Here is a 20,121-nt window from a genome sequence, read left to right on the forward strand (position 1 = left end):
GGATGGTTATGTTCTAGGACTTCCTAGAAGCCAAAACCCCCACTGGTGCAAACAGTAGGGGCATAGCTTCATTGATTTAGAAAAGGCTTGGGGACGCTAACCCGGAGCTTGGCGGTTCTGAAAGTTAGCTAACCCATTGAATAGGCTTTCTTGGCAGAGTGCCATCTGGCATAAACCAGATTCATTAGATTGCCATCTGGATGAACCAGATTCCTTAGTGGATTCGATTATCGATCCCCGACAGGGATGGATTCCTATGCCAATTTTAGGGGCTATTTGTTCAACAGTGCAACTTTTTTGAACAAATACCCTCGCTGCCGCATGGGAAACCCGTACTTACTCACTTCACGACTTTGGGATACCCATGTATGCTCTACCCCCAGCATCTCCAAGAATTTTCGGCTAGCGCGATCGCGCCGACTCTGGCAGAACTTAACTTTCATTCCACTGATGACTCCTGGTTCATCCGAGAATGGCTGAACTGGAAAGCCACCGAGCGCTGGAAACCTTGCCCGTTTGAGGCGGGCTGGTATTGTCACACGCTGGATCCCCTGACGGGAGAGCCGCGCCGTTGGGGACCGTTTAAGCCTGACACCCCCTTGGTCAATCACCAAAAGGGTAAAAGCCGGAAATATGAGCATCCGGCGGGTTACGAAACTCTGGCAATTTTTCTGGAGGTTGATCGGGCGACATGGGCAGCGATCGCCCAACGGCAGGGAGTCCCGATTACGCCACTGATGTTACGGCTGCGCGATCGCAATCCTGCCCCCCATTTTTGGGAATGGGTGTGGGCGCATAATCTGCCGATCGTGATTTGTGAGGGAGCTAAGAAAGCAGCGGCTTTGCTAAGTGCGGGCTATGTGGCGATTGCCCTGCCGGGAGTCTGGAATGGTCGCCGGAAGCGCCAGGGTAAGACTCCAGAACACTTGATTCCTGACCTGCAACATTTTGCTACCCCAGGACGGCAAATCTACTTCTGTTTTGACCACGATCCCAAGCTGAAAACTCAGCAACAGGTGAGCCATGCCTTGATTCGGACAGGCAACTTGGTTGAGGCAGCCGGTTGCATCACGAAGGTGATCCGTCTGCCCGGACCAGAAAAAGGGGTAGACGATTTCATCGTGGCGCGGGGAGCCGAGTCGTTTGATCAGCTTTACCTGGACGCGATCGGGCTGGCCCAGTATGAACGCAGTTGTCAGCATGGGTTAATGGGCTATCGCCTCACCTATCCGATCGCGCTGGACATCCATCAGCGTTATCTGGTGCAGCCAGTAGATCTGGATACTGCCAGACATACCCAGCCGTTACCCACTCACGGGATTCTTGCCCTGAGCGCCGACATGGGAACGGGTAAAACGGAACTCCTGAAGCAGATTAAGCTGGCTCATCCCCAAGCCCGGATTCTCAATCTGGGTCATCGGATTGCCCTGTTACGCAACCTGTCTACTCGGCTGGGGACTGCGATTTATTCGGATTATGGCTGGAATATGTGGCAGGAACAATTCCTCAGTTTGACAGCCGATTCGCTACATAAGCTGAAAACCGAGGGGAACACTTATGATTTCGTGTTTCTGGATGAGTGTGAGCAGTTCATTCAACATTTACTCACCTCGTCTACCTGCAAGGAGCATCGTCACGCCATCCTGCAAGCGCTGAAGCATTTCATCTACTCGGCGGGTTGTATTGTGCTCTCCGATGCCCATCTGTCGGATGTTTCGCTTCAGTTCATCCTGTCCATGCGCCCCGACCCGCAGGAGCAACCGTTCATTATCCGGAATCGTTACAAGAATGGCGATCGCCGGGTGTTTTGGTACGAAGGTAAAGATAAATCCGGCATTGTGCAGCAGATTAAAGCGTCGCTATTTCAGGGCGATCGCATCATTGTGGCGTGTGATGGCTTGGAGTTTTCTAAAGACCTGGCAGAAGCGTTACAAACTCGGTTTGTCGAGAAGCAGATTGTCTGCATTAACTCGGAAACCTCGAATGAACCGTGGGCGCGATCGCTGATCGAATCAATCAATGAACCCGGCAAACTGGACAAGATTGACTGCCTGATCTACTCTCCTTCGGTCAACACGGGGGTCAGTATTGATGTCCCACACTTTGATCAGGTATTTGGGGTATTTGGCGGGGGGTCGCTGGCGGGGACGGATTGTCTGCAAGCCCTGAACCGTTATCGTCCCAAGGTGGATTGGCATGTCTGGGTGAATGGGCAGCCGATCGGCGGCTACCGTCCGACTAACCCGGAGCGGATTAAACGCCAGAAGCTACAAGCGAATGATTTGGCGGGCTTTCTGTTAAAGATTATTCCGGGAACGGGGCAAAAGACGGTCGAGGACGAATTTGCTTGGGATGCCTGGGCAGCGATGCAGGCGCGGCGAAATGAGTCGTTGAATAATCTGCGGGGAGATGTGCGCTACCTGATTGCCGCTCAGGGACATCAAGTGATCCCACTGGGAGATGAGACCGATGGGCAGACGAAGGAAGAGTTGCAAGTAGCCAGGGGCATCAACCAGCAGACCCGCTGCCAGGGGATCATCAATGCGGAGAAGATTTCTGCCACTGAAGCCCGACGCTTAGAGGCAAAGGAACGTCCGACGCTTCAGGACTACTATAAGCTGGAACGCTATCGAATTGAATCGGCATGGGGTCGGGTCGTGGATGCCGATCTGATTGCCCTGGATAATGGGGGACGCACCATGCGCCAGTTCACCTTACTGGAGGCATTATTAGCCGACCCTACCGAGGAAGGACTGATTCAAGGCAAGCGAGTGTTCTTCCCGCCGCAACTGCTGGCACAGAAAGACTTGGGAGAACGCCAGAGACTACATCCACTGGACTGGAGAAATGATTCGGTGGGGTGGTCGATCCGGCGGGAGTTGGGGTTACACCTGTTCCTGGATCCAGAACGGGAGTGGCGGAATGATGATCCACTGTTGCAGGAGTTAGCGCAGAAAGCCCACCGCAATGCGCTGATCATCAAAGATTTTTTGGGTATCACGATTCCGCGCAATGCTACGCCGATTCGAGTCGTGCAGCAATTGCTGGAGCAGGTGGGACTAAAACTGGTGTGTAAGCATCGGCAAGGGGGTAGGGGGCAACAAGTACGGATGTACCATATTGACCCAGAGGTATGGCAGGTTGCCCAATCTGTGTTGGAGTACCGCAAAACGCAGCGGGAGAGCCAATCTTTACCGCCGGAGCGGGAACCGTTGGCGGTAGTCACGGGGGGCTTTGGTGTAAGTGATTTAAATAAAAAGGGGACTGTGACTACGGCCGCCGCATCCCTGGTGTGGTCTCCCACGGAGTTGGCAGATGGGCGGGATATTGTGCAGCAGATGGTGGAGCAACAGGATTGGCAGGCGGTGCGAGCGTTCTGGCAGGGGTTGACCCCAGATCAACGGTCGGCGCTGGGGTCAGTTCTATCAGAGCCAGTGTGGCAGCGGTTGGTAGCGGCAGAATGCGCGATCGATAGTGTGGAGATAGCCCCATGCCAGACTCTGGAGCTTTTGCCGTCTGATAAAGTGGTGCTGTCTGAATTGATCCGTGATGCTGGAGATGTTTGACCGATTTAGCTGTCGCTGAGCGATCTTCCCTCTCCATTCAATTGGGTTTCCCAGCGAATGGAGGCTGGGTGCTAGTTTAGTCGGTACTCTCAGCCAGTGCTTCAAACCACTTGATCTGGATACCAAAGGTGAATTGGTTCTTCCGGCTCGGGTATATTTCAATATAGATAAAATACAAAAAGCTAAATTTAGCTTTTTAACAAAAGGTTTTTTAATTCAATTGGATTTTTGATAGAGTCCAAGTGACTCAAAGGAAAATTGGCTATGTTAACTATTGCGATTGCCTCCCTCAGTGGTGGACAAGGCAAAACTACTGCCTCCCTCATGCTCGGTCGCCTGCTCTCGCGTCAGGGCTACCCCACCTTATTAATTGATGCTGATCCACAGCATAATCTAACTACATATATGGATCTGGAACTCCAGCCAAATCAGCCAACGCTCCTGGAGTTTCTCAAAAAGTCCGTTTCTGCTGAGGACGGCATCTATCCTACCGACGGTAACGAGAACTTATTTTTGATTCCTGCTGATGATCAGCTTGATACGGTTCAGGATTACCTCTCGAATAGCGGGGTTGGTGCCACCCTACTCAAGCGTCGCCTTAAACCCGTCACTGATGCATTCAAAGTCTGTATTATTGACGCCCCTCCTCAGCGATCACAGATTTGTCTTACGGTATTAGGTGCAGCCAATGCCGTAATTATTCCCGCTGAAGCATCCGTCAAAGGATACGGCTCTTTAGTCAGAACATTGGATCTGCTGCGAAATTTACAGGATGTTGGTGCAACAGAGGCCCAGGTCTTAGGGGTATTACCTTTTCGCGATCGTTGGATCGGCAATACCCAAACCCAGGAGAGCCGAGCCGCTGTTGATGGAATGCGGGACGAGATAGGAGAGAAATTAATCTTGCCATCTATTCGAGAGTCAGAGCGTTACAAACAAGCCATCAACCGACGTTCTACTTTAAGTGATATGGGTTATAGCGAACTGGAGTATCCCTTTGTGGTGCTAATTGACAAAGTTAGTAAGCTGATAAGCAAGAAAGATAAAAAGCTAAAATAATAAAATTAGCTTTTTATGTACATAACATTAAAGTCTTTTCTCTCGTTGATTTAGGGAGGTGTAAAATAAGCAAAATACAAAAAGCTAAAATTAGCCTTTTAACTTTTTTGCTTTTGAGTAGATAATGGTTTTAGATCTAGCTAACCTTTTCAACCATCACAACCATGTCCGATAGCGTCCTAGACCGAATTCGCCAAAACCGCCAACGCCCTGCTGTTCCAACCAGAGCCGATACCCTCATTAATAAAGTGCAGCAGATAGAGAGCGACCAAGATGCTGAAATAGTTGAAGCTCAACCCCAAATAGAGGTAGCAGCACCACCTAACTCTGGTGGCACCTTGGAAGAGTTGAAAGCCGAACTGGCAAAGATCCCGGAGACCAATCGACATTCCGCGATCGTTCTGGAAAAGGAACTGGATCAGACCTTAACTCGATACTGTAAGGACAACCGCATCACGATCGAAGTTTTTCTCGAAGCTGCCTGGGTTCATGCCTCTTCTAACCCAACAGCAATGGAAGAAATCTTGGCAGAAGCGAAGCACCGCTATAGTAATCGCAAAAAAGCCGGAAAATTACGTCGCCTGATCACCATGCTTGAAGGTCAATCTTAAGCCAACTATTTTTCGGAACCAGTCGTGCCAAAATCGCCTAAAGATCCCAGTCCAGATAATCCAATCGCCGAGCAGCTTGAGATCATTGATACTGTTGATACTTATGCAACAGTACTCAGTGCCGTAGTTGAACTCATGGAAGCTGCCCGTCATGCTACTGCACGATCGGTTAACGCCATCATGACAGCAACTTACTGGGAAATTGGACGACGGATTATAGAACTTGAGCAACGGGGAGCCAGCCGTGCAGAGTATGGCAAACAGATTATCGAAAGGTTGGCTAAAGACCTGGGCGATCGCTTTGGGCGTGGGTTTCAGAAAACAAACCTCTTTCAGATGCGCGCCTTTTATCTCGCCTATCCTCATTTAGAGGAAGGACCGCCTCCGGAAACACTCTCTCCTGAAATTTTCCAGACACTGTCCGGAAGATTCCCCCTCCCATGGTCCCACTACGTTAAACTCCTGTCCGTTAAATCCTTGGAAGCTCGCGTCTTCTACGAAACAGAGGCGTTACGGGGTGGCTGGTCTGTGCGACAACTGACCCGTCAGATTAATACTCAATACTATGAACGCACTCTATTGTCGCGTAATAAAGCAGCTATGCTGGAACAAGGTAGCCGTCCTCGTCCTGAAGATGCTTTAACACCAGAAGAAGAGCTGAAGGACCCTTTTGTACTAGAGTTTCTGGATCTCAAAGACGAATATTCCGAGAACGATTTGGAAGAAGCCCTCATTCGCCATATTGAAAGCTTTCTCCTAGAGCTAGGCGGGGATTTTACCTTTGTTGGTCGTCAACGTCGGCTGCGGATCGGTGATCAATGGTTCAGAGTGGATCTGCTCTTCTTTCACCGTCGGCTCCGTTGTTTGGTTATTATCGATCTCAAACTTGGCGAGTTCACCTATGCTGACGCAGGGCAAATGCATATGTACCTCAACTATGCCCGCGAACATTGGACCTACCCTGGTGAAAACCCACCCGTTGGTTTAGTTCTCTGCAACAAGAAGAATGAAGCCGTGGCTCACTATGCGCTGGAAGGTCTGTCCAATATCTTGGCAGCCGAATACCAAACAGCCCTACCCGATGAAAAACTATTAGCCGCAGAGTTGGAGCGCACTCGTAAGGTACTCGAAAATCGGCTCGCTGATGGAGCGAGTTTGCTCGATGACGCCTTTGTATAGCAATGGAGAAATTTTGGTCGCTAAGGAAGTTAGTCTTGCCAAAACTCCTGAAAACAACTGTCTGCAAGCTCGGTATAGCGCACCGTGTGCTGAATATTCTTGTGTCCCAGATAGTGCTGAATGGATCGCGTATCGTGCCCGTCATTCACCAACTTATACCCACAAGCGTGCCTGAGCATGTGAGGGTGAACTGAAAAGGGTAGAGATGACAGTTGAGCCACACGGGTCAGGATTTTGCGGAATCCGGCAGCAGTCATGGGACTGCCACGCTCTGTCACAAACAGGTAGGGAGATGGGGATGATTCCCGTTGCAACTGACGCAGTGCTCGCAGTTCAGGTGCTCGGAGAGGATGCACACTGGGGATGCCATGCTTGACGCGGCGCACATGCAATAGCCCCACCTCAAAGTCTACTTGCTCCCAGCGCAGTGAACAGAGTTCACTCACCCGTAACCCATGTCGATAGGCTAAGAGAATCATCGTGGCATCCCGCTGCCCATACCGTCCCCGCTTCTTGGCAACTAAAATCAACTCCTCAACTTCTGCGGTAGTGAGATACTCACGTGGGCGCTTTTGGGCATGAGGCAACATCTTGGGAGGAACTGTCCCATTTTCGATGGTTGGCATCCTTGCTTTCCCCCTCCTGAAACCGTTGTTTTTCGGACTTCTCTAGACACAGACTGTCCCAGATACGAACAATAGTGGGACAGTTTGATGAGTCTATCCCATGCCTGTTCAGTTTCTCTCTGACTCAGATCATGATCGCTTAAATCGCTTTCCGCAAGAGATCACACAGACCGATTTAGACCGCTTCTTTTGGTTATCTCCAGACGACCACCGTGCCATTTTAAGACTACGCGGTGATCATAATCGCCTGGGGTTTGCCCTGTTTTTGTGCTGCTTACGCTATCTGGGATTCTTCCCAGAACAGTTGTCACAGCTTCCTGCCTCTGTAATTGAGTATGTCGCTGTGCAACTACAGGTGTCTGCTGATGCCTTCTCTCTTTATGGTAAACGAACCAGCACGCAACGCAATCATCAACGGCAGGTGCAAGTCCTTTTAGGTTATCGTCGTGCATCCCCACTGGATCTGCTGGCGTTGGAACAATGGCTGTTAGAACGGGCTTTAGAACACGACAAACCCATGCTTCTTTTTGAACTGACCTGTCAGTACCTTCAGCAGCACAAGATGATTCGGATTGGTACAACCCGTCTTGAGAAGATGGTGGCAACGGCTCGCCAACAAGCCCAAGAAGCAATTTATCAAGCATTGCAACCATTGCTCAAACAGGAACAGTGCCAGTTTTTAGACAACTTATTGGAAGTGGATGATGAATTAAAGCGAACACGCTTGTCCTGGTTGCAGCGGACCCCCACTGGTAACAATACCAGGCAAATCCTCGAAACCCTTGAGAAGATTGATTTTCTTCAACAACAGGGGGTGGGAGCTTGGAACCTCAATATGCTCAACCCCAATCGCGTCAACTACCTGGCAAAGATCGGTGCTAGAGCGACAAATCAATACCTGAAACGAGCACCACAATTCAGACGTTATCCTGTTTTAATTGCTTTCCTGAAACAGTCTCTTTACAACTTTGTCGATGATCTCATTGAGATGTTTGACCAACGGCTATGGGAATTGCACAACGAAGCAAAGCGAACCTTTGAGGCAGATCGCTTACAAGCAACAAAAACGATCAATGAAAAGTTGAAAACGTTGCATCAAATCGGACAGATTTTGCTAGATGCAGAAGTCGATGACCAAAAGGTTAGGACAACTGCGTTTGAGTACATCACACCAGCAAAACTGGAAACTGCATTGGGCGAAACGAAACAACTGATTCGTCCCGAAAATGATGCCTACGTCGATTACTTTGGTAAGTTCTATCCGCGCATTCGCCGATTCTCCAGTCACTTCCTGTCCACCTTGCAGTTCCACAGTCGCAGCAAGGATCAAGGATTGTTACAAGCCCTCGACCTGGTTCGCGAGATCCATGCTGGAATTCGTCGCAAACTGCCAGATACGACTCCTACTGAGTTTATCCCGGATACCTGGCGTTCGTATGTCATTGACGCAGAGGGCTTTAACCGTCGCTACTACGAACTTGCTGCCCTATGGATACTACGGCAACACCTGCGTTCAGGCGATATCTATCTCAGCCATAGTCGCCGCTTCAGCACCCTGGAAAGCTACTTCATGTCCAAAGAAGAATGGCAAAAGCAACGACAAGAAACAGTTAGTTTACTGGGCACTCCGATTGATGCAACTGTTCGTCTGACGGAACGAGAGGCTGAACTGCTTCGCCTGATTGAGCAAGTAGAGGCGTTGTTAAATGAAGCCGAAGGGGATCTGCGAGAGGAAAAGGACAAGCTGGTTTTGAGTCCTTTTGAGGCAGAGGAGCGAACTGCCGAACTCAATCAACTGACCTATCTGATCACGAACCGACTCCCGACTCTGGACATCACGGACTTGTTAGTCGAGGTTGATTCCTGGACCCACTTTTCCGATGCTTTTGAGCATTTGCAGAGTCCCCACCGCCGGGATACCAATTTGTTGCTGCACCTCTATAGCTGTCTTCTGGCGCAAGCTTGCAATCTGGATTTACAGCAAATGGCAACCTCTGCCAATCTGGGGTACAGACAACTGAGTTGGTGTAACACCTGGTATATCCGAGATGAAACGCTGCGAAACGCAAATACCGCCCTGGTTAATTACCACTATCAGTTGCCCTTGAGCCGTTTGTGGGGTGGTGGGATGCTATCGTCCTCAGATGGGCAACGCTTTCCAGTGCGCGGCTCTGTGCGTCAGGCGAGAGCACTCCCCCGCTACTTTGGGTACGGTAAAGGCATCACCTTTTATAGCTGGACTAGCGACCAGTTTTCCCAATACGGCTCCAAGCCAGTTCCAACCACACTGCGAGACGCAACCTATGTTCTCGATGAGATTCTCAATAACGAAACGGAACTGCCCATTTTGGAACACACGACCGATACAGCAGGCTACACCGAACTGATCTTTGCGCTGTTTGACTTGTTGGGGTTACAGTTCTCGCCTCGCATTCGCGATCTGGCTGACCAGGAACTGTATCGCACCAGTCAGATCCAGTTAGATGCCTACCCAAAACTGAAGAGCCATCTGCAAAGCGTCATCCACAAAGAGCGTATTTTGCCCCATTGGGATGAAATGCTACGGTTAGCAGGGTCTCTCAAAACAGGACGGGTCACAGCGTCGTTAATTGTGCAAAAGCTGCAAGCCTATCCACGACAGCATCCGTTAACCCGTGCTTTGCAAGAGTATGGCAGGTTGATTAAGACCATTCACATTTTGCGCTGGTATGCCGACGAAACCAACCGTCGCAGAATCAATCGACAACTGAATAAAGGGGAAGCTTTACATAGTTTGCGATCTCACCTCTATTACGCCAACCAGGGGGAAGTTCGGGGGCAGACCGATGAACAGCTTCGCAATCAGGTGGGCTGCCTCAACTTGGTCACAAACGCGATCATCATTTGGAACACTGTGTACATGGAAAAGGTGGTGCAGCAACTTCGGCAGCAGGGGCAAGTGGTAAAGGATGAACATCTCATGCATCTATGGCCTACCCGTCATGGTCATATCAATGTTTACGGGAAGTATCACTTCGAGATAGAGCACATTGGCAAGGAAAGACCGTTTAGAAGTCTACGCTAGTCTGACTTTCAGCCTTAGCGACCAAAATTTCTCCATTGCTATACAAAGGCGTTCAACATATAACCTGTTTTTAAGTAGAAGTTCCCAAAAATCAGGAAACTTGATCATTCTTGTGTATAAGTAATTGCCAAGCAGCCCTATAATTTCAGTTGTGGAATAACGTTAGTCCACAAACACTTAAAGCTCTTACACCCTTCGCTACAATCTCGAATGGCAGCAAGTGTCTTAAACAGCGAAAAGATTTGATCTGTACTTTCAATCTATCAACTCCGTGGACTAACGTTAGTCCACTTGAAGGCTAAGTTGATGGGACTAACGTTAGTCCACACTCTACAGCTATCTCTTTAGGATTTTCATGAGAAAGAAAGCCGCTAAAAAACAGGTTCGGTTAACCATTGCTAGTAATGCTGGAGGATCCGGCAAGACGACAATGGCAGTCCATCTGGCTTATGCCGTAGGGCTGAAGGGTTATAAAGTGACCTTAGTTGAACTAGATCAAAACGCTTCACTCCGCATCTTTGCAAGGCTTGAGCCTGCTTCTTATAAAGACTCTGTTGCCGCAGTTCTTAAAAAAGGCTTTGACGGTAATTATCCATTTATCCCTCTGTGGGCTGATCATATTTCTACCGTGACAGCTATTCAGGGAGGTCAGGCTTTAGAAGATAGTATTCGAGAGGTATACCTCTATGATCGCCGTCATTACACACTGAAAGATAGGTTAGATGACTACCCTATTGATTCAGATTTAGTCATCTTCGATACACCTGCATCGCTAGAGCCGATGGGATTGTTAGCTTTAGCAGCTAGTACTCATGTGCTTGTACCAATTAAACCGGAGTACAAAGATACTGGGAGCTTTGCAGGCTTCTTAGAGTGGTATTACAGCAAGATTGATGATCTGCGTTTAAAGCCTGAACCTAAAATTATGGGGTTTGTACCGACACGAGTTGACTTATATGAAGTTGGAACTCACCGAGATATCTTAGGGCTGGATAAGAAAGGCAACCTTAGGAAGGATATTGATACAAGCGATACTTTACCAGCTTTGATTGAACAAATGGGAATTGAATGCTTCCCCTATATCAGAGAATCGAATTACTACATTAAAGCCTGTGGGGCTGGACTCCCTCTTCACCTATACCGTCCAGGTAGTAACGCCGCAAAAGACTTCGACCCGATCGTAAATGCTTTAGTGAAGTTGATCACAGAGGAGTAGAGAATGGCAGCACCAAAACCAGTCGGGATGAAACAGCTTTTTGGGGAAGCGGGACAATCCCATCAAGTTCACCACTTAAAGAGTCGAGTCGAGGAGCTAGAAGCGGAACTCACAAAGCTACGCTCAGGTGCGTTGGATTCACAGGAAAAATTAGCCTTAGAACAGCAGATCGAGGAGTTAACAAGTCAACTTGCAATCAAGGGTGGAACACATGAAATTAACCTCAATTTGATAGAACCCGATCCAAACCAACCGAGAACAACGTTTCCTAAATCTCTAATTCAGGAGAGAGCAGAGAGCTTACGTCGGCATGGTCAAAAGACTCCTATCATTGTGGTTCCTCAACCTAATGGACGATACATTCTGTTTGAGGGAGAACTGCGATGGCGGGCAGCTACCTCGTTAGGTTGGAAAACACTCAAGGCAGTTTTTTTACTAGAAGATGAGGTATTAGATGAGGGGGAGATTTTTGAAGGGCAACTCGTTACTAGTATTCACTCTCAAAAACTGCACGATTTAGATTTAGCAACCGCTTTGATTCGCCTTATCGTGCATCGACATCCTTATTTTGAAGCCCAGGAAAAGGTGATCCCTAAAACACTCAAGGCTGCTATTCGGAGACTTGAGCGGGGAGGGCAGTTGCCAGCGTTATCAGATATCAGAATTGCGGAGCGTGAAGAGCAGCAGGAATGGCTTGACTCTACTGGATTTAAACAAGTCGAAGAACGAGATATTTTTGCTGTTCTTTTAGGGCTACAGCTCCATCCGGTATCCATCAGCAATAACATTTTTCCCTTATTGGACTTGCCGGAAGACTTGAAGCAGGTGATTAAAGCTGAAGGGCTTGAGAGTAGTAAAGCAAGAGAGTTAAGTAAACTGACAGCAGAACAGTTGGAGGTCAGTGAGTCGAAAGCCCGCACAATCCGAGCAGAAGTGACAGAGAAGGTCATTCAAGAAAAGCTATCACTTAGCCAGATTAAGGCATTAGTGAAAGAGACATTAAGACAGCACCAGACAACTAGCTCTACGACCAAACAACCCAAAACAGTCAAGAAAACCATCAAAGCCATTCAGGATATAGAGCTTCAAGAAATTGAGCGCGATCAGTTAAAAGAGCTACAACAAGCTCTAAAAAGTAAGCTTCAAGAAGTTGAAAGGATGATTGGGGCTTAATGGGCAGTAATTTACCTCAAGAAGAATATGAACACTTTTTCCAGTCTCTAAAAGAACGGATTCAACGTGCCCAACTTCAAGCCGCATTATCGATTAACCGAGAACTGAACTTGTTGTACTGGCATATTGGCAGGGAGATTCTCCAGCGCCAACAGCAAGAGGGGTGGGGAGCTAAAGTCATCGAAAGGTTGGCAAAATATCTCAAAAAGGAATTCCCCGACATGGGGGGATTTTCACGCACTAACCTTCTCAATATGCGGGCATTTGCGGAAGCTTATCCAGATGAGCAAATAGTTGCAACCTTGGTTGGGCAAATTCCCTGGGGACATAACTTGAGAATCCTGGAACGGGTGAAGGATCCAACAGAGCGACTGTGGTATATCCAGCAAACTATTGAACATGGCTGGAGCCGTAATGTATTAGTTCATCAGATCGAGAGTGGATTACACGCTCGCTGGGGAAGCGCTATTACTAATTTCGATCGTGTACTACCACAAGCTCAATCTGATTTAGCAGTTCAAATTCTAAAAGACCCTTATAATTTTTCGTTCCTTAGCTTCGATCGTGAGGTACAGGAGCGGGAATTAGAAAAATCTTTGGTCGATCATATTCGAGACTTTTTATTAGAAATGGGGGTGGGCTTTTCATTCCTAGGAAGCCAATACCCTATTGAGGTCAGCGGTAAGGAATTCAGGTTAGATTTACTGTTCTACCATGTACGCCTGCACTGTTACGTGGTGATTGATCTTAAAATTGGCGAGTTTGAGCCTGAGTTTTCTGGCAAAATGGCGTTTTATGTGTCAGCCGTCGACAATCTACTGAGAACCGAGATTGATCAGCCAACGATCGGTTTAATATTATGCAAGTCAAAGGATAGAACAATTGTAGAGTACTCACTACAACCACTCCAAAAGCCGATTAGCGTTGCAACCTATCGTTTAAAGGATACGTTACCAGAACCCTTGCAAGGAAATTTACCAACGATCGCTCAACTAGAGATGGAATTAAAGGCGGTAGAGGTTGAACTCCAAAATCAATCAATCTCTGATTTGGACGGGAGTTGAGCACTTTTCTCAAATTGTCCAACAGCTGTTGGACAATTTGTCTTCGTATTTACTCGCTCAGAATCCGCGATTCTAGTTATGATTCTACGAGGTTAAAAGCCTACCTCTGGTTTGGCTCCTTTGTTCAACTAATTGATGGGTCCCTATGCATTCTGAATCTCATCATTCCAGTAAACAAGATCCTAAGTCTGTTTCCTGCGAGGTCGAAACGGAGCTTGCTGAACAGGAGAGTGCCAAAATAACTCCTACCCGCAAGGGGCGGTATCACACCTTCCAACGCCCACCGACCAGCCCTGATCTATTTCCTGATGGTACAGACCGAATGGCCTCGAATAGAGTTATCTGGGAAGGGTGCAACATCCTCACTCAGGGACAAGATGTTGGATGGGTCATTCCAGAAGAAGGGGCTGCTCATTATGAAAGTCCAGTCGCTAAGGGTAAGGGGTTTGTCTCCTTCTGGGTCACGAATAATGTGCATGCGAAAGATCCATTTGTATTAGAGGGGGAAGCTGCACTTGCATTAATCGACCAATTTGATATTCGGGCTGCTTGCATACATCTAATCTATGCGGCTCACGCTACCCAGCTAGAACGCCCTTGGGAGCAACAGTTCGTTCTAAATGACGTCCAACTTGAACATTACCTAGGTTTAGACAAGAATAAAAAACTCAATAAGCAACAAAAGCTTCAATTAATGTTAGAGCTGGCAAAACAACCTTGTCATCTGCTGGTGTACATTTCATGGCCAGATCAGGGGCGTGTTCCAATGTTCACTGTCAGCCGTAACTGGTTGTGGGAAATTGCTGAACCCATGTTGCATTTCCAGGACTGTCTCTACGATGAGTCTGGAAATCCTGTTGGAGAAAAAACGCTTATTGGGTTTACGCTTAATGTTCGCTGCGGAAATTGGGCAAAGTACTTTTTGAATGAGCAGCAGCGTAAAGAGAAGAATGGATATTACGAGTATGGAATTTTGTCCCAGCAGATTCTACAGGATCTAATGACGACTTGGCATCATTATGAGGGTGCCGCTCGGCTTATGACCTGGCTCCTGTTTAAAACAAAGATTAATCGCAATAGCCCTCTCACAACAGAGGTTTTGTTAAAAGTTGCTTTTGGAGAGAAGGCAGTACAAGCAGCTGTTTCAGGTTTTAGGGAACGTGCCAAGTTAGTTCGATCGTGGCTGACGTCACTAAAGGTTCTTTTGGAAAAGGGGTGGCAAATTACTCCTGATCCAGCAACTTATCCTCTGCAATACTGGATAGATTCAGGAGACTCAGCCCTTCTGAATGAGGTTCCAGAGGACCCAGAGGAGGCTGCTGATTTTTGGGCAAAAGATGCCAGCACTGAGTCTGGATCACGATTGACTGATCGAGCGAAACGAATGCGAGGAAGTTTTAATCAACTCCTAAGCGGACGACTTTGGATTCAACCCCCTCAAGTGATTGCGGAAAAGCTAGACGAGATCGAAGAACACAGAAAGACTTACCTCAGAGAATTTGAGCCCAAAAAGCTGTCTCCTACTTCTATTGGAGAAACCACGAAGCAAGACCCTTCTACAATTAAAAACACTATTACAGCAATTCAATCAGGAGAGCAACTGAAACAAATGAGAATTGCTAAAGGATTAAGTCAGGTTGAACTAGCATCGAGAATTGGTCGCAGCCCCAGTTGGATCAAGATGGTGGAAAGTGGTAAGCGGCGAATCCAGCCCCAAGACCAAAGTGCTTTGCTCGACTGCTTAACTTAATAGCCCATTGCATATATTTTCATAAATATCCCGCACCTTAGATAAAGGTCACAAATATCCTAATTGGGGATAGGTGAATACCCGCACCCTAGATGAAGGTCACAGAGTTTCATGGTGCTAGTTACGCCAAGCTTGAGATTGGTCAAAAGCTCGGATTTCCAGCTTTTCCTTGAGCCTCAGATAAAGGTCACAGATAGCCTAGCCTTAGGCCAGTAATATACCGCCAACCCCATACCTTGGATGAAGGTCACAACTCCTCCCACTTTGGATGAACATCACAGATGAAGCCTGAATTGCTGACTAGATAGGGAGTTATTCCTTGATTAGTCTGCTCCCACCCTAGATGAAGGTCACAAGTACCCCGCACCCTGAATGAAGGTCACAACTTGAGTGTGTATCTATTGAACAATTAAGCGTCACAATATCTGAAATAATACCCCGCACCCTGAGTAAAGGTCACAATAAGCTCAAATTGAATCCCCGCACTCTAGATGAAGTGGCTTAAAAATAGCCTGAAAATACCTGAAAAATACCCCGCACTTTAGATAAAAATACCCCGCACCTTAGATAAAAACACCCCGCACACGTAATAAAGGTCACTTTTAAAAGCTCAGAATCCTAACCAAATAAAGGTTTCAAAAATGGTCACAAATCTGATCAATTTGATCAAGTTGATCCGAGAACGTCACAGGTGCATTTTGTGACCGACTGCTATCCTAGACTCGCCAAATTCTAATCACTAAAGCCATTCAACTTAGGCCAAGTGATCTAGAAAAGGGAGTTCTATGGTTAATACAGTCACAAGTGAATTCAAGTATGTGCAGGAGTGGGATGATGAATTCCTTACACTCTTCCCCCATCGCTTCGATTACATCTGGGCAGAGCATCCTCGTCCAAATTCAGTAGTCGAATGGAAAACGGAAAGTCGGCATCCATTGAGCGATCGTTTGATTCGCCAAGGGGCGTACTTTATGGTGTTCGCTTTGGGGCAGAAACAAACTACGGTCTCCTAGATATTGATCGCGAAAGTCTCTATCACCCTAACAATGATCCACTGGCGATCGCTCGGATCGTGGCAGCTCTAGAACCGCTGGGCCTGGTCAGTTACCTGGTCTGTACCTCTAGCTACAGTGGTGGGCTACATCTCTACCTTCCCTTCCAACAATCTCAAAGCTCCTGGCAGTTGGCAATCGCCCTAGCCTGTTTGCTCGAAAATGCCGGATTCAAACTCCAACCAGGACACCTCGAAGTCTTTCCCAACCCAAAGCCCTACCTGCCAGCGGGCAACTTAAGTTTATTCAATGCCCATCGCCTGCCCTTGCAGATTGGCTCCTACCTTTTAGATGAAGCTTTCCAGCGGATTTGGGGTGACTCCTATACCTTCGTTCAACAATGGCGATTGGCACAACAGCGCAACGACATTGATCAGGTCACCCTTAAACGCATCCTCAAGCAAGCCAAACGCAAACACTTTGGCATCTCAGGCAAAGCTGAGAAGTTCCTCAACGACTTGAACGCGGAAATTGAGTTGGGCTGGACGGGCTATGGGCAAACCAATCACCTGTTAGGCCGCATCACCATGCGCGCTTATATCTTTCACCATGTCCTTTCCGGTGGAGAGCCGTTAGCCGGTCAAAATCTAGTTAATGAAATTGTGGAGACCGCCACCTCGCTCCCTGGCTACCAGGACTGGTGTCGGCATCAGCATGAGATTGAACACCGGGCCGAAGAATGGGCTCGCTGTATTGAGGGCAGCCACTACTACCACTTTGGCGATCACAGTAAGAAACAATCACTGATCGCTCAAGATCCCAATCTCATAGAAGCGATCGAGCAATCCCCCTCTTGGAACCAGCGGCAATCTGCGGCAACAAGAGATCGGATTCGTCAAGCGATCGCTCACTTATTAGAAACTGGTCAACTCCCTGCCAAACCGACCGCTCGATTTCAGAGCCTGTTGAAGTATGGCATTGGCGGTGGATCCTTATATCGTCATCGCGACCTCTGGCATCCCAACTATTTTGAGATGGATACAGAGTCGCCTGTGGAAAACCCCCCGCACCCCCCAAGCGTCAAAATGGATGGCCAGTTAGAACAGCTAGCGCCATCTAACTGGCACAGTCCTCCAAGCTTATTTCCTAGTAGTGGCGGTGATAATCCTCCCAGCAAGGGTTCTAGCCCTCTCAGTCCTGTCAGTTCACTGTCCTTAGCTGGTAATTCTGATTCAGCAGCCCAGTCTCCCTTCGAGCAGCAGGAACTGTTCGACTTCTCAGCCTCGCAAGCCGCCTTCCAAGAAGCCAATCGACTAACTCAGGCTCAGCGTCAGCAAATTAAGGCAGAAGCAGCTGTGCAACGCCAAATTAACCGTATGCAAGAGTATCTCGATTCGGGGGATCCCATTCTGATGGCAGAAGCCTTAGCGTGGGCTCGTATCAATCCATGGGTCCTTCAGCTAAGTCCACTTCAGTTGTCCTTACTAACAGAGGAAGTACATGACCATTCCCACAATCATCCTTCAGGAGATCGTCTGGGGTGAGCCCAAACCCGCCCAAGCGGGATCCAGCTCGTGACCAGTTCTTATGTAAGTTCTGTCCTTTCTTAGGATGCTTACAAAAATAAGTTGCTTAACTAAGCAGTCTTTCGCGGCACAATCCGGTAGTTCCATTCTCCATGAAATCGACACCGCTCTATGGCAATCGCATTGAACTGTTCATCCGTCACTTGAATTCCTGTGGGATAGAGATTGTTATCCAGTTGAGCGTGAACTTCTAAACCAGTTTTAGTCGTAGTGTTGCTAATCAAGTTAATCACGGTTTCCAAACTGGTTAATGGCTGTCCTCGCCAATTTGTCGTGATGTGACAAAACAAGCGATGTTCAATCTTGTTCCACTTGCTGGTACCCGGTGGAAAATGGCAAACATGCAATGTCAAGCCCGTTTCATCTGCAAACTCCTGCAGTTTGAGCTTCCACAACCGATTGCGATAACCATTACTTCCCCCACAGTCTGCCGTAATTAACAGATGCTTGCTGCGGCGATATTGGGCTTGTCCGAGGTGCTGCCACCAGCAGCGAATCGATTCAACCGCAAACTCTGCAGTGTCATGGTCAATGCCAACATTCACCCACCCTTGGTTATGAGTCAGGTCATAAATGCCATAGGGAATGGCTTTACCCTGGGCTTTGTCAGGAAAATCATGGGTCTTGACAGCAGTTGGTTCACCTTTCGGTTGCCATTCCTGTCCCCCATTTTTGAATTGACCCAGGTTCTCCTTCTTCTTGGTATTAATCGAGATCACCGGACGGTGCTGCCGTTGAAACACTTCCACCTGCCGAGCAATGTGGTTAAACTGGCTATCTCGGTCCGGATGTTGCTTGCCTTCCTGGGTCTTGCGGTTGCTCTGCAACGAGTAGCCCATTTCTACCAACAGCGTGTACACCGTCATGGCACAAATGGTATACCCTTGCTCCTGCAAAGCATCTGCCAATTGATTGACACTCTTGCACGTCCAGCGCAAAGGACATTCGGGTTCTCCTCGAGTGGTGGGTTCGACTAAACGGTCCAACGCTTCTAAAATCAGAGGGTCTCGCGCTTCGACTCGTTTGCGTCCACCTCCCGCTTGGCGAATGTGTTCAGACGTAAGCAACTCTGTTGATTCACCACCCAATTCTTTGAGTCCTGCACGAATCGTATTTTGGCTCAGTCCAGTGGCACGATGGAGGGCAACGATGCCACCGTACCCCAACGCTTCTGCTTCCGTTGCAGCCCATAACCGACGGCTACGCTCATTCAAGAAGGGGCTAAGGTGTTGATATTTATGTTCAATTTGCTTGACTACTGAATCAGGAACCATGGTGCAACTAGAACGCCACTCTATCTAGCCTAACGATTTCACCCAGGGGAAAAGGGGAAAGTTACGCAACTTATTTTTATAGAACCCATTTGAGATCTTAGGAAGGGGCTGCAAGCCGCTTGAGCATTAGCCGGACAAAGCAGAGATTGATCTTGGTCGTGGCATGAGATAGCGTTCGCTCAAAGTTCTTCACTAAACTTTTACATCGCTCCATCCAGGCATTGGATCGTTCAATCACCCAACGAGCAATCGCTGGCACAAATCCTGTTTTTCCTTGCTCTGCCTTTTCTTGCTTAGACGGTTTGGTGGATAGTTGAAAGCGGATTTTCGTCATGATCTGGGGATAAACCTGCTCTAACTTCTCAATCAAGTGCCCAACGTGATAGCCGTGGTCGAGCAAGATGGTAATCTTGGGAATATTGACGGGTTTTGACTTGAAATAATCAATGTTCAACGTCAGCATCTCAAGCAGTCCTGCATCATCAGAAACATTGGCAGGAGTGCAGTGAGTGAAGAAGGGGAATCCAAGCGTGTCAACGGCTAGATGCCGTTTAATCCCATTAGTCGCTTTGTAAAAACAGAATCCTTTCGACTCTACACTCGCATTGCAAGTATTCTTCACCGCTTGAGAGTCAATGATGATTAACGTCGTCCACTTGGGCTTTTTTTTACCTGTTCTCGCACGTGCTCATGTAACGTCTGCATCAGTATCTCGGTTGCACCGGCTGCTCGCCACTGTTTGTAGTGCCAATAGACAGTCGAGTAAGGCGGCAAGTCTTTGGGTAAGTCCTCCCAATTACAGCCATTCTTGAGTTGATAGAAGATGCCATCTAGGATTTGCCGCTTTGTCCAATCACTGGGACGAGTCCGTTTCTTCTGCGGTAGTATCTGCGGCAACAGGGGTTCAAGAATTTCCCATTCTGCATCGGTGAGACTGCTGGAATATGTCATAGCGACTCAA

The 20,121-nt window shown here is 48.0% G+C and carries 14 protein-coding genes; 10 read left to right on the forward strand and 4 right to left on the reverse strand.

From position 1 onward, the window contains the following. Positions 1-368 precede the first annotated feature (368 nt). From ACN4EK_RS05745 to ACN4EK_RS05760, 4 genes are all read left to right on the forward strand, one after another. Positions 369-3,566 (forward strand): plasmid replication protein, CyRepA1 family, encoded by a 3,198-nt coding sequence (locus tag ACN4EK_RS05745; RefSeq protein WP_431656542.1) that lies wholly within the window; start codon positions 369-371, stop codon positions 3,564-3,566. A gap of 264 nt (positions 3,567-3,830) precedes the next feature. Further along, positions 3,831-4,625, forward strand: a complete 795-nt coding sequence (locus ACN4EK_RS05750; RefSeq protein ID WP_431656544.1) for a ParA family protein — start codon at positions 3,831-3,833, stop codon at positions 4,623-4,625. Between the two features lie 164 nt (positions 4,626-4,789). Further along, positions 4,790-5,236 carry a hypothetical protein gene (locus ACN4EK_RS05755; protein WP_431656545.1) on the forward strand — a complete coding sequence of 149 codons (447 nt, stop codon included), beginning with the start codon at positions 4,790-4,792 and terminating at the stop codon, positions 5,234-5,236. A gap of 24 nt (positions 5,237-5,260) precedes the next feature. Beyond that, a complete protein-coding gene (locus tag ACN4EK_RS05760; protein ID WP_431656546.1) occupies positions 5,261-6,415 on the forward strand; it encodes a PDDEXK nuclease domain-containing protein in 1,155 nt (384 codons plus the stop codon). Positions 6,416-6,444: 29 nt separating this feature from the next. Here ACN4EK_RS05760 and ACN4EK_RS05765 read toward each other — a convergent pair whose 3' ends face one another. After that, complete coding sequence (locus ACN4EK_RS05765; protein WP_431656548.1) at positions 6,445-7,041, reverse strand: tyrosine-type recombinase/integrase; 597 nt, start codon at positions 7,039-7,041, stop codon at positions 6,445-6,447. Between the two features lie 100 nt (positions 7,042-7,141). Between ACN4EK_RS05765 and ACN4EK_RS05770 the strand changes: the two genes are divergently transcribed. The 6 genes from ACN4EK_RS05770 to ACN4EK_RS05795 all read left to right on the forward strand — a co-directional run bounded on the left by ACN4EK_RS05770 (position 7,142) and on the right by ACN4EK_RS05795 (position 17,844). Then, positions 7,142-10,105 (forward strand): Tn3 family transposase, encoded by a 2,964-nt coding sequence (locus ACN4EK_RS05770; protein ID WP_431656550.1) that lies wholly within the window; start codon positions 7,142-7,144, stop codon positions 10,103-10,105. 355 nt (positions 10,106-10,460) lie between these two features. Further along, positions 10,461-11,321, forward strand: coding sequence for a ParA family protein (locus tag ACN4EK_RS05775; RefSeq protein WP_431656551.1), 861 nt, complete (start codon positions 10,461-10,463; stop codon positions 11,319-11,321). A gap of 3 nt (positions 11,322-11,324) precedes the next feature. Then, on the forward strand, positions 11,325-12,494 hold the full coding sequence (locus tag ACN4EK_RS05780; protein ID WP_431656553.1) for a ParB/RepB/Spo0J family partition protein: 1,170 nt from the start codon (positions 11,325-11,327) through the stop codon (positions 12,492-12,494). Beyond that, on the forward strand, positions 12,494-13,558 hold the full coding sequence (locus ACN4EK_RS05785; protein ID WP_431656554.1) for a PDDEXK nuclease domain-containing protein: 1,065 nt from the start codon (positions 12,494-12,496) through the stop codon (positions 13,556-13,558). Before ACN4EK_RS05780 ends, ACN4EK_RS05785 begins: the two co-directional genes overlap by 1 nt. Positions 13,559-13,703: 145 nt before the next feature. Continuing rightward, positions 13,704-15,308, forward strand: coding sequence for a helix-turn-helix domain-containing protein (locus tag ACN4EK_RS05790; protein ID WP_431656555.1), 1,605 nt, complete (start codon positions 13,704-13,706; stop codon positions 15,306-15,308). Between the two features lie 910 nt (positions 15,309-16,218). Next, the gene (locus ACN4EK_RS05795) at positions 16,219-17,844 is read left to right on the forward strand and encodes a hypothetical protein (protein WP_431656556.1); all 1,626 of its coding nucleotides are present in this window, start codon (positions 16,219-16,221) and stop codon (positions 17,842-17,844) included. 92 nt (positions 17,845-17,936) lie between these two features. Here the strand turns inward: ACN4EK_RS05795 and ACN4EK_RS05800 are convergent, their stop codons facing one another. From ACN4EK_RS05800 to ACN4EK_RS05810, 3 genes are all read right to left on the reverse strand, one after another. Beyond that, a complete protein-coding gene (locus ACN4EK_RS05800) occupies positions 17,937-19,160 on the reverse strand; it encodes an ISAzo13 family transposase (RefSeq protein ID WP_431656485.1) in 1,224 nt (407 codons plus the stop codon). A 97-nt stretch (positions 19,161-19,257) separates the two neighbouring features. After that, a complete protein-coding gene (locus ACN4EK_RS05805) occupies positions 19,258-19,782 on the reverse strand; it encodes a transposase (protein ID WP_431656558.1) in 525 nt (174 codons plus the stop codon). 20 nt (positions 19,783-19,802) lie between these two features. Beyond that, positions 19,803-20,111 (reverse strand): transposase, encoded by a 309-nt coding sequence (locus ACN4EK_RS05810; protein WP_431656560.1) that lies wholly within the window; start codon positions 20,109-20,111, stop codon positions 19,803-19,805. Positions 20,112-20,121 lie beyond the last annotated feature (10 nt).

Source organism: Pantanalinema rosaneae CENA516 (genome assembly GCF_050753385.1).
Taxonomy (GTDB): domain Bacteria; phylum Cyanobacteriota; class Cyanobacteriia; order Leptolyngbyales; family Leptolyngbyaceae; genus Pantanalinema; species Pantanalinema rosaneae.